The sequence below is a fragment of the Cellulosimicrobium sp. 22598 genome, from assembly GCF_052044445.1.
Lineage (GTDB): Bacteria > Actinomycetota > Actinomycetes > Actinomycetales > Cellulomonadaceae > Cellulosimicrobium > Cellulosimicrobium cellulans_G.
In genome coordinates this window covers 260,973-274,731 of record NZ_JBQEMZ010000001.1, presented here as the reverse complement: position 1 = coordinate 274,731, position 13,759 = coordinate 260,973, and the positions used below count along the sequence as shown (strand labels likewise).

11 protein-coding genes are annotated in these 13,759 nt (G+C 77.6%); 5 read left to right on the top strand and 6 right to left on the bottom strand.

Annotated features, from left to right (window positions below; all coding sequences use genetic code 11):
* Positions 1-26: 26 nt before the first annotated feature.
* Positions 27-881 (bottom strand): UbiA family prenyltransferase, encoded by an 855-nt coding sequence (locus ACTJIY_RS01210; protein WP_440673066.1) that lies wholly within the window; start codon positions 879-881, stop codon positions 27-29.
* 147 nt (positions 882-1,028) lie between these two features.
* Here ACTJIY_RS01210 and ACTJIY_RS01205 point away from each other — a divergent pair, with 147 nt between their 5' ends.
* The 5 genes from ACTJIY_RS01205 to ACTJIY_RS01185 all read left to right on the top strand — a co-directional run bounded on the left by ACTJIY_RS01205 (position 1,029) and on the right by ACTJIY_RS01185 (position 4,848).
* Complete coding sequence (locus ACTJIY_RS01205) at positions 1,029-2,165, top strand: type III polyketide synthase (RefSeq protein WP_440673067.1); 1,137 nt, start codon at positions 1,029-1,031, stop codon at positions 2,163-2,165.
* A complete protein-coding gene (locus ACTJIY_RS01200; RefSeq protein ID WP_440673068.1) occupies positions 2,162-2,722 on the top strand; it encodes an isoprenylcysteine carboxyl methyltransferase family protein in 561 nt (186 codons plus the stop codon). The genes ACTJIY_RS01205 and ACTJIY_RS01200 overlap by 4 nt, the downstream gene beginning before the upstream one ends.
* Before the next feature lie 10 nt (positions 2,723-2,732).
* Entirely contained in the window at positions 2,733-3,845 is a 1,113-nt protein-coding gene (locus ACTJIY_RS01195) for an NAD(P)/FAD-dependent oxidoreductase (RefSeq protein ID WP_440673069.1), read from the top strand.
* Between the two features lie 29 nt (positions 3,846-3,874).
* Positions 3,875-4,423: a hypothetical protein gene (locus tag ACTJIY_RS01190; protein WP_440673070.1), complete on the top strand. Its 549-nt coding sequence runs from the start codon at positions 3,875-3,877 to the stop codon at positions 4,421-4,423.
* Between the two features lie 65 nt (positions 4,424-4,488).
* Positions 4,489-4,848: an ACT domain-containing protein gene (locus ACTJIY_RS01185; RefSeq protein WP_253049507.1), complete on the top strand. Its 360-nt coding sequence runs from the start codon at positions 4,489-4,491 to the stop codon at positions 4,846-4,848.
* 70 nt (positions 4,849-4,918) lie between these two features.
* On the opposite strand, the gene ACTJIY_RS01180 is transcribed toward ACTJIY_RS01185, so the two are convergent.
* The 5 genes from ACTJIY_RS01180 to ACTJIY_RS01160 are packed head-to-tail and all read right to left on the bottom strand — an operon-like array spanning position 4,919 to position 13,595.
* Positions 4,919-5,638: a GNAT family N-acetyltransferase gene (locus ACTJIY_RS01180; RefSeq protein ID WP_440673071.1), complete on the bottom strand. Its 720-nt coding sequence runs from the start codon at positions 5,636-5,638 to the stop codon at positions 4,919-4,921.
* A complete protein-coding gene (locus ACTJIY_RS01175) occupies positions 5,635-7,917 on the bottom strand; it encodes a penicillin acylase family protein (protein WP_440697215.1) in 2,283 nt (760 codons plus the stop codon). Before ACTJIY_RS01175 ends, ACTJIY_RS01180 begins: the two co-directional genes overlap by 4 nt.
* A 46-nt stretch (positions 7,918-7,963) precedes the next feature.
* On the bottom strand, positions 7,964-10,459 hold the full coding sequence (locus tag ACTJIY_RS01170; RefSeq protein ID WP_440673073.1) for a GNAT family N-acetyltransferase: 2,496 nt from the start codon (positions 10,457-10,459) through the stop codon (positions 7,964-7,966).
* Positions 10,456-12,030 carry a lysine N(6)-hydroxylase/L-ornithine N(5)-oxygenase family protein gene (locus ACTJIY_RS01165; RefSeq protein ID WP_440673074.1) on the bottom strand — a complete coding sequence of 525 codons (1,575 nt, stop codon included), beginning with the start codon at positions 12,028-12,030 and terminating at the stop codon, positions 10,456-10,458. Before ACTJIY_RS01165 ends, ACTJIY_RS01170 begins: the two co-directional genes overlap by 4 nt.
* Complete coding sequence (locus ACTJIY_RS01160; RefSeq protein WP_440673075.1) at positions 12,027-13,595, bottom strand: pyridoxal phosphate-dependent decarboxylase family protein; 1,569 nt, start codon at positions 13,593-13,595, stop codon at positions 12,027-12,029. Before ACTJIY_RS01160 ends, ACTJIY_RS01165 begins: the two co-directional genes overlap by 4 nt.
* Positions 13,596-13,759 lie beyond the last annotated feature (164 nt).

Below are 13,759 nucleotides of genomic sequence, written 5' to 3'. Positions count from 1 at the left end.
CGTCGGTCGCCTCCTGCGCCGCCCGCTCAGCCCGCGACGACGACGGCGGGCGCCGCGAGCACGAGCAGCACGACGCACACGCCCGCCACCGCCATCGACAGCGCGAACGGGGCCCGGCTGCGCGGCCGCAGCACGCCCACGACCCCCGCCGCGACGGCGAGGAGCAACCCCGCCCCGCCCAGCACCCAGGCCGCGGCGTCCGGCGCACCCGGGGGCGCCCAGACGACGAGGAGCGCGGCCACGCCGAGCAGCGCGGGCGCGAGGACGCTGCTCGCCCGCCGCCCGAGCCGGTGCGGCAGGCCACGGACCCCGGTCGCGGCGTCGTCCTCGAGGTCCGGCAGCGTGTTCGCGACGTGCGCGCCCACGCCGAGCAGCGCCGCGGCGGCCACCGCCCACGGAGCGGGCCGGCCGTCCCCGGGCGCGGCGAGCACGACGAACACCGCGAGCAGCCCGAACGAGAGCGCGTACGGGGCCCACGACCACCACGTCGCCTTGAGCGCCGCGTTGTAGGACCACGCGATCGCGACGGCGACGACGTGCACCAGCCCCGGCACCACGCCCGTCGCGAGCGAGAGCACCACGCACGCGCCGAGGGCCGCGAGCGCCGCCGTGCGCAGGGTCGCGGGCGTGACGAGTCCGGTCACGACGGGCTTGTCGGCACGCCCCACCGCGAGGTCGCGGCGCGCGTCGAGCCAGTCGTTGCTCCACCCGACCGAGAGCTGGCCGGTGAGGACCGCGAGCGCGACGAGCGTCGTCGTGCGGGCACCCGCACCGATCCCGGCCGAGAGCGCGAGCGCGAACAGGGTGACCATCACCGTGGGCGGGAAGTGGCTCGCGACGACCAGCCCCCGCACGAGCCCCCGCGACCGCCCCGACGCCATGGCCGCACCGTAGTCCGGCTGCGGGTGCGGTGCCCGCCGTCGGGACGCCTGAGCGCGGCTCGTCACCCGTCGGACGTCGACGCGGCCGACCGCGCGGCGCGGCTCGCCCCCCGCGCGGGCGGCGCAGGCCGGTGGGACGATGCGGGCATGTCGCGCGTCGTCGCCGTCGGGACCTCGCTTCCCGACCATGCGTACCGCCAGGACGAGATCTCCCGGGTCACGAGCGAGCTGCTCACGGACGACCCGGTGCGGCGTGCGCTCACGCGCCGCCTGCACGCCCACGCGGGCGTGGAGACCCGTCATCTCGCGCTGCCGGTCGAGGACTACGGCGGGCTGTCGTTCGGGTCGGCCAACGACGCGTTCCTCGCGCTCGGCACGGACCTCGCGGAGCGGGCGTGCCGGGCGGCGCTCGACGACGCGGGGCTGCGCGCGGACGAGGTAGACCACGTCGTCCTGACGACCGTCACGGGCGTCGGCGCGCCCACGCTCGACGTGCTGGTCGCCGCCCGGCTGGGCCTGCGCTCCGACGTGCGGCGCACGCCGTCGTTCGGGTGGGGCTGCGCCGGGGGCGCCGCGGGCCTGGCGCGCGCGGACGACCTGCTGCGGGGCCGGCCGCGCGACGTCGCGCTCCTCGTGGCGGTCGAGCTGTGCTCCCTGACGCTGCAGCGCGGCGACCCGTCGACGGCGAACCTCGTCGCGTCGGGCCTGTTCGGCGACGGCGCGGCGGCGGCGGTCCTCGTGGGCGACGAGCACCCGCTCGCGCGGCGCCCCGGTCCGTACGGGCGGGCCGCGCGCGACGGGGGGCGGGCGCGCGGCGCGCGCGTCGTCGACTCGCGCTCCCACCTGCACCCCGGCACGACGGGCGACCTCGGGTGGCGCGTGGGCGACACGGGGTTCGAGATCGTGCTGTCCGCGCGCCTGCCGGAGCTCATCGGGGCGCACCTGCTCGGGGACGTCAAGGCGCTCCTCGCCGAGCACGACCTCGAGCCGGCCGACGTCGGAGCGTGGGTCGTGCACGCGGGCGGCCCCCGCGTCCTGGACGCCGTGCGCGACGCGCTGGGCCTCGCCGAGGAGGACCTCGCGCTCAGCCGCGCGTCCCTGCGCGACGTCGGGAACCTGTCGTCGGCGTCCGTGCTGCACGTGCTCGCCGCGACGCTCGGACGCGACCGCACGCCGCCCGGCACGCCCGCCGTCCTCCTGGCGTTCGGCCCCGGGGTCAGCACCGAGCTCGTGCTCCTGCGCCTCGACGGGCGCGGTGCACCCCGCGCGGGGGCGGACGGATGAGCCTCGCCTGGTACGTCGTGCTCGTCGGCGCCACGGCGGTGGAACGCCTCGCGGAGCTCGTGATGTCCGCGCGCAACGCGCGCTGGTCCTTCGCGCGCGGCGGCGTGGAGTCGGGCCGGGGGCACTTCCCCGCCATGGTCGCCCTGCACACCGGGCTCCTGGTCGCGTGCGTCGCCGAGGCGTGGCTCGCGGACCAGCCCTTCCTGCCCTGGCTCGGCTGGCCCATGCTCGCCCTGGTGCTCGCGAGCCAGGGGCTGCGCTGGTGGTGCATCGCGACGCTCGGACCGCGGTGGAACACGCGCGTCATCGTCGTGCCCGGCCTCCCGCTCGTGGCGCGCGGTCCGTACCGGTGGCTGCGTCACCCCAACTACGTCGCGGTCGTCGTCGAGGGTTTCGCCCTCCCGCTCGTGCACTCGTGCTGGGTCACGGCTCTCGCGTTCACCGTCCTCAACGCCGTGCTGCTGGCCCGGTTCCGCATCCCCGCCGAGGAGCGTGCGCTCGCGCTCGCCACCGCGGCGGGGGCGAGCGCCGACGGCCCGCCGCGCCCCCGGTCGTGACGGGCGCGACGTGAGCGTCCCGGCACGCACCGAGGTCCTCGTCGTGGGCGGCGGCCCCGTCGGCCTGGCGGCGGCGCTGCACGCCCGGCGGGCCGGGCGCGAGGTCGTCGTGGTCGACCGGCGCGCGGGCGTCATCGACAAGGCGTGCGGGGAGGGCCTGCTTCCCGGCGCGCTCGCCGCCGTGCTCGACCTCGGCGTCGACCCGCCCGGGCACCGGCTCGCGGGCATCAGCTACCGGGACGCGACCCGCCACGCCGACCACCCCTTCGCCGCCGGACCGGGGCGCGGCGTGCGACGCACCGCCCTGCACGCGGCGCTGCGCGAGCGCGCGCTGGCCGAGGGCGTCCTGATCGAGCAGGCGACCCTCCGCGGGCTGAGCCAGGACGACCGCGGCGTCGACGTCGCGCTCGACACCTCGCCCCGCGCCGCGCACCGCCTCGGCCAGGACGCGGGCGGCACACGCACGCACGTGCGCGCGTCCTGGGTGCTCGGGTGCGACGGCCTGCACTCCACGGTCCGGCGCCTCACCGGGCTCGACGCCCCCGCCCACGGCCGCGCCCGGTTCGGGCTGCGCACCCACTACCGCACGGCGCCGTGGAGCGACCTCGTCGAGGTGCACTGGGCCCCGCACGCCGAGGCGTACGTGACGCCCGTCGCGCCCGACGTCGTCGGCGTCGCCGTGCTGGCGCGGCGCGGCGACGCGAGCCCGGCGCGGGCGGACGGCGACGGCGCGCGGGCGGGGCTCGACGCGTTCGCCGAGCTCGCCGACCGGCTGCGCGACGCCCCCGCGGTGGGGCAGGTGCGCGGCGCCGGGCCGCTGCGCCAGCGCGCCCGACGGCGCACCGCCGGGCGGGTGCGGCTCGTCGGCGACGCGTCCGGGTACGTCGACGCGCTCACGGGCGAGGGCGTGCGCGTCGGGCTCGCCCAGGCCGACGCCGCGGTGCGCCACCTCGACGACGCGGGAGCGTACGAGCGGGCGTGGTCGCGCGCCACGCGGGACTACCGCGTCCTGACGACCGGCCTGCTCGCGTGGGCGGGCAGCCCGGCCCGCGGGGCGATCGTGCCCGCGGCGAGCGCCGCCCCGTGGCTGTACGGCGCGGTCGTCGAGCGCCTCGCCCGCTGACGACCGCGCCCGGCCGGTAGGGTCGGCGCGTGACACGGTCCCGGCAGCGCCTCGGCGCGGGCGCGCGCGGCCAGTGGTGGGCGCTCGTCGGGGGCGTCGTCGGGCTCGGCGCCGTCGAGGTGCTCACGGTGCACCTCGTCGCGGGGGCGCTGCTGCCGGACGCCGCGGCCCTCGTCGTCGACGTCGTCCTCGGCCTCGCGACGCTCGCCCTGGTCCTCGCCCTCGCCTCGCCCCTCTGGGCGTCGGTCCGCCTCGGCCCCGACGCGCTCGTCGTGCGGTTCGGCTGGGTCGGCGGCGTCGTCGTCCCCCGGGCGGACGTCGTGGCCGCCGGCACCTGGACGGGGACAGCAGTGCGGCCCGTCGAGATCGGCGCGGGTCACGACGACCCGGCGGACGGCGGGGAGCGCACCGGCGCGCACGGCGTCGTGTCGTTCGTGCGGTCCGCGCGCTCGCCCGTGGTCCGCCTCGACCTCGCCGCCCCGGTCGCGGCCCGGGTCGCGGGGACCCGTCGCGTGACCGCGACCACCGTCCTCGTCGGGGTCGACGACCCCGAGCCGCTGCTCACGCTCGCCCCGTAGCGCACGCGCGCGCGGACGCCGGGGCGACGACGGCCGTGTGGGCGCGGGCGGATACCGTCCCGCGCATGACCTCGCTCGACCTCCACGTCGTCCCCGACCGCTTCCTCCTCGCCCACGTCCCCGGCGCCACGTTCCCCGAGGACGACGAGTGGGTCGCGCTCGTGCGTGCCCCCGAGGGCCTGACGGTCGTGCGGCACGCGTCGCCCTTCGACGACGCCGAGCGGTGGGCCGGGTTCTACGGCTCGGCGCACGACCTGACGACGACCGGGGTGCTCGCCTCCGTCGTCGGGCCCCTCGCCGACGCGGGCATCGCCGTGTTCGTCGCGTCCACGTTCCACGCGGACCTCGTGCTCGTGCCCGAGGACCGCCTCGACCAGGCCACGCACGCTCTCCGCGACGCCGGTCACGCCGTCGCCCCCCGCTGAGGCGCGCACCGGGACGGGGGCACCGCGCGCCCCCGCGCCCGACCCCGTCGACTGACGTCCCGCGCGGGAGTCAGTCGCGCGACACCGCCGCCGCCGCGGCGAGGAGGTCCCGGGCGCGCTCGCGGGTGAGGAACGCGAGCACCGCGTCCTTCTCCCCGACGCGCACGCGGCCCGCGGTCTCGAAGCCGAGCGTGCGCATCCGGGCGTGCGCCCTCGCGTTCGCCGCGTCCGGCTCGACGACGACGCGGTCGACGCGCGGGTCCGCGAAACAGAACGCGACCATCAGCGGCCCGACGGCACCCCACAGGTCCGCGCCGCGGGGGCCCCGCGCCCCGAGCAGGAGGTGCGCGCCCACGTCGCCGGGCCGCACCGGGTACGCCTCGCCCACCGGGTCGTGCTCCGGCTCGTACGTCTGCAGCAACGCGACGGGCGTCTCGTCCCACCGCACGAGGAACGCGTGGTGCGTGGGCAGCGAGCCGACGTACGCGTACAGGTCGCGCAGCTCGGCCCGGGACATCTCCGCCAGACCCCAGAAGCGCGCCCGCGGCCGGGTCACCCAGCCGTGCAGCACGTCGAGGTCGGCATCGGGGTCGAGCACGCGCAGCGTCAGCCGGCCACCGCCCGGGGCGTCGTGCGTCAGCAGGAGCTCGCCCGGCGCCCCCGTCCGCAGCCGCCTGCTCCCGGGGGGAGCGACGTCGCCAGCGGGAGCGGCGAGGTCGGCCTCGCCACCCGGTCCGGTCGGCACGTCGGGGAAGGTCGCGGTCGTCGCGGTCCTCGCGAGGGTCGTCATCGGGTCTCCTCGTGGCGCAGCAGGGTCCAGTCGGTCACGACGGGCACGGTCTCCCCGACCGCCCACGCCGTGAGCTGGTCGGCGAAGTGCGGCGAGCGCGGGTCCCCGCTCGCGCCGAACGGCACGCCCCAGCGGCTCGCGTCGCGGTCGGCCAGGTCCCACGCCCAGCGCGCGACCGACCCGCGCACGCACACGTCGCTGATCCCGGGCACGCTCGCGGTGCAGCACACGGTGTCCGTGTCGCCGCCGAGCGGCAGCGGCGGCACGCGCGGCGCCGTGGCGCCCGGGACGTCGAGGAGCACGTGCAGGCCGAGCACGCGGTGGGTCGCGCCCCACACCGGCACGGTGCTCGCGGGCACGGTGCTCGCGCCGTCGGGGTCCGGCGGCACCCGGTCCGGCCCGTCGGGGCCGTCGACACGCGCGCCCGCGGGAGCACGCACGACCTCGCGCAGCGCGGCCCACGCCTCGCCCGTCCCGTCGATCCCCAGCCACGCGGCGCCGAGCAGCGCCGGCAGCGCGTCCGCGACGCGCGCCGTGACCGACAGCCACGGGGCGAAGACGGTGTCGAGCCCGTGCGGCGCGTGCAGCGGCGCCAGGGCGGGATGCGCGGCGACCCGGCGCACGAGCGCCGCACGCCACGCGGCGAACAGGGCTGCGTCCGCGCTGTCCGCGTCCATGCGACGGTCCCACGCGCGCAGGCGACGGGCCGCCCGCGCCGATGCGGGGTCGCCGTCCGTCGCGCCGATGGTCGTACCGGACGCGCCCTCGCCACCCGTCTCCCCGTCGCGCCCGGACCCGCCGCCCGCGGACCGGCCGAGCCAGCGCAGCAGGTCGTCCGCGCCGCCGAGCAGCGTGTCCGCGTGCACCCGGGTCTGGTCCGCTGCCGTCCCGTCCTCGCCCGCGGCGTCGAGCAGACCGCGGATCCGCCGCGCGCGGTGGGGCGGCGCGTAGGTGTGGCCCAGGTCGAGCCCCGGTCGTCCCGGGCGCTCGTTCGCGTCGACCGCGACGTCCTCGACGACCACGGGAGCGGGCGGCACGAGCCACGGCCGGGCGCGCGCGGCGTCGGACCACGCGAGGAGGGGCAGCGCCCGTTCCGCACGGTCCCGGCGGGGCACGCGGCCGGCGGTGACCGACAGCACCGTGTCGCGGTCCGCCGCGAGCACGCGGTCCACCGGGTCGACCCACGCGCCGAACGCGTCGGTGACGTCGCGCGCCGACCGCGCCCGCAGCAGCCGCCGCCACGCCGCGACGCCGAGGTCGGCGTCCACGCGCGCGGGCAGGCGGAGCGCGAACGTGCGGCCCGGTGCCTCCGGGCCGCCGGTCACCACGACGCCGCGCGCCGTCTCGACCGTCTCCACCCGGTGCTCCGCGGGTCCCCCCGCGGCGCGCACGCGCACCGTGGCGACCACGACGTCCGCGAGCTCCGGCCCGTCCGGGCCTCGTGCCTCCACCCGGCCGTCGTCCGTCCGGCGCAGGCTCTCGGCGATCACGTCGACGTGGTGCGCCATCGCGTTCGTCACGCCCCAGGCCGCGGCGCGGGCGTGGCCGAAGTGCGGGAGGCCGGGCACGCCGGGAAAGGCGAGACCGACGACGTCGTAGTCGTCGCACGCGAGCCGCACCTGCTGGTACACGCCCGGCAGCTCGAGCAGGCGGTGCGGGTCGCCCGCGAGCAGCGGCGCCCCGCTGCGCGTCCGCCCGCCCGCGAGCGCCCACGCGTTCGACCCCGAGCCGGGACCGCCATCCACGGCGAGCACGTCCAGCACGGCGTCGAGCGGCACGTCGGGACGCGAGCGGGCGAGGTCGGCACCGAGGGTCCGGGCGACGTGGTCGCGCCACAGCACGTGCGGGAAGCCGGAGAACAGGACGTGCGCGACGAGGAAGACGCCGAGCGGCGCCCACGCGGGCCACGGCTCGTGCGGCGGCAGGTCGCCGCCGCCGGGCCACGCCGGGTCGGCGAGCGCGCGCAGCTCGGGCACGTCGCGGCCCCGGACCAGGCCCTCGTTGACGCCCGCCGTGTACGCGTCGACCCAGGCGCGGTCGTCGGCCGCGAGCGCCGCGTAGGCGCGGCGCGCGGTGTCGGCGAGGCGGACCCGGTGGGCGAACCGGTCCCACGCGAGTCCGGGCTCGCCCAGGCGCTCGGCGAGGCGGCCCTCGGCGCGCCACCGGTCGACCTCGATCTGCCAGCCGCGGTCGAGCGCGGTGACGTACCCCTGGCCGCGGGCGAGCGCGAGCTCGTCAGCTGCGCGCACGTGCGGCACGCCCCACGCGTCGCGGTGCACGGCGAACTCGCCGGGCGGGACGCCCGGTACCCCAGAAGCCCCCACGTCAGGCGTCCCGCGCGGCGGGGTTGGCGAGCGTGCCCGCGTACAGGAGGGACGCGGACTGGTCCGCGAGGTCGACCATCTGGAGCGTGTTGCGCAGCTGGAGGCGGTTGAGGCACGAGTGCGCGAACCGCGGGGCGCGCAGGTCGACGCCGGAGCGCAGGTCGGGGTGGTCGGCGCGGTGCGCGTCGAGGCACTCCGCGACGAGGCGCCAGAACCGGTCCTCGGGCAGCACGCCGTCGCCGGCGAGGATCGCGGCGAGGTGGCGCAGCACGCCGTCGAACACGTCGGTGAAGATCGCGAGCGCCTTCTCCTCGCCGTCGACGACGGCGCGCACGCGCTCGACGCCGGGCGGGAGCGGGGCGTCGCCGAGGACGGCGATCTCCTCGCCGACGTCCTTCATGACCGCGCGGACCACGACGTGGTCGCGGAGGACGAGGATGAGGTTCTCGCCGTGCGGCATGAACGCGAGGTCGTGCGCGAGGAGCGCGTGGGCGAGCGGGCGCAGGTAGGCGTCGAGGTAGGCGCGCACCCAGTCGGCGGGGTCGAGCCCGGAGGCGCGCACGAGCGCGGTCGCGTGCGCGGCGCCGTCGGGGTCGCGGTGCAGGAGCGCGGCCATGGTGGCCAGGCGCTCGCCGGGCGCGGTGCGCGGCACGGGGCTCTCGCGCCACAGGGCGGCGAGCATCTTGCGGTGCGCGGACGGCGTGGCGGTGCGGTGGTAGACGTCGCCGGTGTACCCGATCGAGGCGAGCTCGCGCAGGACGGTGAAGCCGCGCCCGCCGAGCTCGGGGTCGGCGGCGACGAGGTCGGCGACCCAGTCGTTGATCGCGGGGGTGTCGCGCATGTAGGCGGGCGAGAGCCCCCGCAGGAAGCCCATGTTCTGGATCGCGAGGGCGACCTTGACGTAGTGGCGGCCGGGCCGGGTGAGGTTGAACAGCGTGCGGATCGACTGCTGCGGCTGGTACTCGTCGGCACCCTGGCCGACCGGCACGAGGTCGCCGCGCGCGACGTCGGCGGCGAACGTGATGGGCACGCGGTGCTCCCACTGCCACGGGTGCACGGGCAGGTAGAGGTAGTCGGCCGGGTCGAGGCCGCGCGCGGCGAGCCGGTCCGCGAACGCGGCGCGCTCGTCGTCGGACAGCTCACCCGCGTAGTGCGACGCCTCGTCGAGCCCCGCGCCGAGCGCGAGGTGCGTGTGCTCGCGCCGGGCCGCGAGCCACACGAGGCGCACGCGCCCGCCGTTCTCGGGCGCGTACGCGCGGTACTCCGCGAGTCCGAACCCGATGCGCCCGTTGTTTGCGACGAACCCCGGGTGCCCCTCGGTCATGGCCGCCTCGACCTCCTGGAAGGAGGCGCCCAGCAGGTCGACGGCGCTCGGGCCGCCGGTGCGCTCGGAGCGCTCGGCCTTGGCGGTCGCGCTCGCGAGCGTCGAGGACACCTCCTCGAGATAGGTGGCGAGCAGGCCGTCGGGGATGCTCAGGTCGGGCTGCAGCTCGACCACGAGGTCGAGCGCGTCCACCGGCAGGTCGCGCCGTGCGTCCGACTCCCCCGGTCCGCCCCCGGGCACGGCGGTCCGCCGGATCGACGCCTCGTCGAGCACCCAGTGCTCCAGCGCGTAGCGGCGCGCGACGAACCGGTACTCGACCGCACCACCCGCGACGGGCAGCACGTACTCGCCCGGACCGTTCGCCGCGTCCGGCCGGACCACGGCGCGCGGCGCGAGCAGGCGCTCGTGCGTGAGCTCCGCGATCGCCTTGGCGACGAGGTGGCGGTGGGCGCGGTCGGCCAGGTCGGGGCGCAGGTGGGGGGCGAGGTCGACGCCGTCGCCGAGCGGGCTCGCGTCCAGGTCCGCGCGCGTCGCGACGGCGAGGTGCGCCGTCTTGCCGGGCAGCTCGAGCTCGCGCAGCACGCGGAACCCGGCCGCGGCGTTCTTCGCCGCGATCGCGGCGTTGCGCACGTCCGGCTCGACGACGACGCGCCGCGCCCCGCGCCCGGCGGGGTCGAGGCAGAACCGCACGACCGCAGCCATCACCGCGGACGTGAAGCCGCTGCGCGCGGGTCCCGCCGGCGGCGCGACGAGCAGGTGCATCCCGACGTCGCCCGGCTCCAGGAGCGCGACGGCGGCCGGCACGTCGGCGAGCGTGACCCGCGCCGGGTCGTAGGTCTCGACGAGGAACGCGGGCGCGCCGTCGACGCGCCCGAGCCACGCGTCCTGGTGCGGGTCGGCGGCCACGTCCTCCAGGTAGGCGCGCGCCCCGTCCACGTCGAGGTGGCCGAGCTGCCAGAACACCGACCGTGGGTGCGCGAGCCAACCGTGCACGAGCGCGGCGTCGCGCGCCGGGTCGACGGCCTCGAACGAGACGTCCGCGTGGCCGCTGCCGAGCCGGACCCGCACCGCGAAGGCGGCGCCCACGCGCGCGACCGACGCCGCGACGTCCGGCGACGCGAGGTCGGACGACGGCACGGCCGACGTCGCCGTCGTCACGGCCGGGGCGCTCATCGGGCCTCCCCTCCCGGGCGCCCGCCCGCCACGACGCGGGCCGCGTCCGACGGGGTGAGAGGCGTGGTCGGAGACCGGTCGGCCGAGGGTGCGGCGGCGTCGGGCAGCCCGAACGTCTGGAACGCGATGCGCTCCTCGACGGGGTACACCTCACGGCCCGTGACGGTGCGCAGCACGACGGCGTTGCGCCACGCGGCGAACCCGAGGTCCGGCGCGGTGATGCCGTGCGTGTGCTCCTCGCCGTTGAGCACGTGCACGCGGCGCGCGTCGTCGACCGTGTAGTCGCGCGCGACGTCGAACCGGCCGAGCTCGTCGAACCGCAGGAGGTGGCGCACCGGGTCGAGGAACGCGGGGACCGCCGCGGCGTAGCCCGTCGCGGCGACGAGCGCGCGCGTGCGGCGCTCGACCTCCCGCCCGAGCTGCGCGTGCCGCAGGCGCAGCACGTACTCCCCCGCCGCGTCGGGGTGCCCGGCCGCGCTCTCGTCGTCGCGCCCGTGGCTGGCCGGCTCGTAGCGCGCGGCCACGACCTCGGTGTCCGTGAGCAGCGTCGTCGGCACCGGGCGGTCGAGGCTCAGGCGGTACAGCGCGTCGTAGACGTCGTCCACGAGGTCGCCGCTGATGCCCTTGTACAGGCCGCGCTGCTCGCGGCCGAGGAGCTGGCGCAGCTCGAGCGGCAGGGCGTGGAAGTGGTCGGTGTACTCCGGCGAGGTCATCTCGAGCGTGAGCTTCGTGTACTCCATGGGGAAGAAGCGCGGCGAGCGCGTCACCCAGTCCAGCCGGTAGCCGGGGCGCCGCGCGTCGCCGTGCACGCCGTCGAGCAGGTCGCGGTAGACCTCGGCGGCCGACTGGCCGCTGCCCACGACCGTGACGGAGCCGGCGGCGGCGAGCGCGTCGCGGTGCGGCAGGTACTGCGCGCTGTGCACGAGCGGCCCGGCGCCCGGGTGCTCGCCGCGCGCGACCTCGTCCGCGAGCGCCCGCAGCGCGGGCGGCAGCACCGGAGCGGTGCCGACGCCGAGGACGAGGTGGCGGCCCCGGTGCTCCTCGGTGCGTGTCACGGCACCGTCGTCGTCGAGGACCTCGGCCCGCACGACGAACGCGTCGGCGGCCGGGTCGTGCTCGACGGCGACGACGCGCCGCGACCAGCGCAGCGAGCCCAGGCGGGCCGCGACCCAGCGGCAGTACGCGTCGTACTCGGCGCGGAGCGGGTAGAAGGACTCGCGGATGTAGAACGGGTAGAGCCGGCCCGTCGCCTTGAGGAACGCGAGGAACGAGTACGGCGACGTGGGGTCCGCCATCGTGACGAGGTCGGCGAGGAACGGGACCTGGATCGTCGCGCCCTCGATCATCATCCCGGGGTGCCAGCGGAACTCCGCCGCGGCGTCGAGGAACACGGCGTCGACGTCGTCGAGGGGCGCGGACAGCGCGGCGAGGCCGAGGTTGAACGGCCCGATCCCCACGCCGACGACGTCGCGCACGCGCGCCGGGTCGTGGGGCGCCGGGGCGGGGCCGCTCGTCCTGGGAGCCGGCACGGGGTTAGTCGCCGAGGTCGTCCTCGGGGTCGTCGTGGTCATCGGGTCACCGCCCGGGCGGTCGCGAGGGACGCCACGAGGTCCGCGGCGTGCGTCGCGACGTCGTCGTCGTGCAGCAGCTCGTCGCGCTCGACGAGCACCTGAGCCGTCGTGCGGACGAGGTCGAGCACGTGGCGCACGTCCGCGAGCGTCACGGTCGGGTTGAGCAGCGTGAGCTTGAGGCACGGGACGCCGTCGAGCACGGTCCTGGCGACGACGGCGCGCCCGGACTCGAACAGCACGCGCCGCACGAGCGGCACGAGCCGGTCGGCGTGCTCCGCGGCCAGCCCCGGCGGCTCGTAGCGGAACAGGACCGTGGACAGGTCGGTACGACCCAGCACGCGCAGGTCGGGGTCGTCCGCGAGGTCGGCGTGCACCGCGGCGGCGAGGTCGCACACCGCGTCGACCATCGCGCCGACCCCGTCGGGGCCGAGGGCCCGCAGCGTCGCCCAGAGCTTGAGCGCGTCGAAGCGCCGGGTCGTCTGCAGCGACACGTCGACCTGGTTCGGCTCGGGGTTCTCGCGCGGGTTGAGGTAGTCCGCGTGGTGCGCGACGCGCTCCAGGTCGGCGCGCTCGCGCACGAGCAGCGCGCTCGCGGACACGGGCTGGAAGAACGCCTTGTGGTAGTCGACCGTCACCGATCGCGAGCGTTCGATCCCGTCGAGCAGGTGCCGGCGGGTCGGCGACACGAGCAGCCCGCAGCCGTAGGCGGCGTCGACGTGCAGCCACACGTCGGTCGCGTCGCACACGTCCGCGACCTCCGCGAGCGGGTCGACGCAGCCGCGGTCGGTCGTGCCGGCGGTCGCGACGACCGCCATGACCACGTCGCCCGCGGCCCGTACCGCGCCGATCGCGGCCGCGAGCGCCGCGGGGTCGAGGCGGCCGTCGGCGTCGGCCCCGACCCGGACCACGGCGTCGTCCGCCAGGCCCAGCAGGAGCGCCGACCGGGCGACGCTGAAGTGGCTCGACGCCGCCGCGAGGACCCGCAGGCGCGGCAGCACGGCGGACCGGCCGGGACCGCCCGCGCGGGCCGCACGGGCGACCGCGCGCTCGCGGGCCAGGAAGAGGGCGTGCAGGTTGGACTGCGTGCCCCCGGACGTGAGCACGCCGCCGCCCGCGGCGTACCCGACGCGACCCGCGGTCCACGCCACGACGCGCCGCTCCATGAGGGTCGCCACCGTCGACTGGTCGAACGTGTCGACGGACGTGTTGATCGCCGCGAGCATCGCCTCGGCGCCGACGGCGGGCAGCGCGACCGGGCAGTTGAGGTGGGCGGCGTACGCGGCGTCGTGGAACCACACCGCGTGCGTCGCGTACAGGTCGGCGGCCTCGCGCAGCGCCGCGTCGGTGCCGATGCCCGGAGCGTCGAGGTCGACGCGGTCCACGAGCGTCGCGAGCTGCGCGCGGCTCGCGCCCGACCAGGGCTGCGTCACCGCCGCGACCCGCGACGCCACGTCGTCGACGACGCCGTGCAGGGTGCTCGCGTAGTCGCCCGCGGTCGTGCCGGTGAGCAGGGCCGGGGCGGTCGAGGTACCGTGCGCGGGCGCGACGGATCGTGCTGAGAGCATGGCGAGGCTCCAGGTACGGGGAGAGGACCGCCGCGGATCGCGGCGGGCAACCTGAGGTTTGCCTTGCCTAACTTAGCGCAGCCGAACGACCCGTCAAGAGTGACCTGCGCCACGCCGCCGTGGACGCGGGACCGTGGCGGCGGGAGGATGGCACTCGCCCGTCC

Coding starts and splice junctions, on each gene's coding strand:
- ACTJIY_RS01210 (WP_440673066.1), bottom strand. CDS start 881: ATGGCGTCGGGGCGGTCGCGGGGGCTCGTGCGGGGGCTGGTCGTCGCG.
- ACTJIY_RS01205 (WP_440673067.1), top strand. CDS start 1,029: ATGTCGCGCGTCGTCGCCGTCGGGACCTCGCTTCCCGACCATGCGTAC.
- ACTJIY_RS01200 (WP_440673068.1), top strand. CDS start 2,162: ATGAGCCTCGCCTGGTACGTCGTGCTCGTCGGCGCCACGGCGGTGGAA.
- ACTJIY_RS01185 (WP_253049507.1), top strand. CDS start 4,489: ATGACCTCGCTCGACCTCCACGTCGTCCCCGACCGCTTCCTCCTCGCC.
- ACTJIY_RS01180 (WP_440673071.1), bottom strand. CDS start 5,638: ATGACGACCCTCGCGAGGACCGCGACGACCGCGACCTTCCCCGACGTG.
- ACTJIY_RS01170 (WP_440673073.1), bottom strand. CDS start 10,459: ATGAGCGCCCCGGCCGTGACGACGGCGACGTCGGCCGTGCCGTCGTCC.
- ACTJIY_RS01165 (WP_440673074.1), bottom strand. CDS start 12,030: ATGACCACGACGACCCCGAGGACGACCTCGGCGACTAACCCCGTGCCG.
- ACTJIY_RS01160 (WP_440673075.1), bottom strand. CDS start 13,595: ATGCTCTCAGCACGATCCGTCGCGCCCGCGCACGGTACCTCGACCGCC.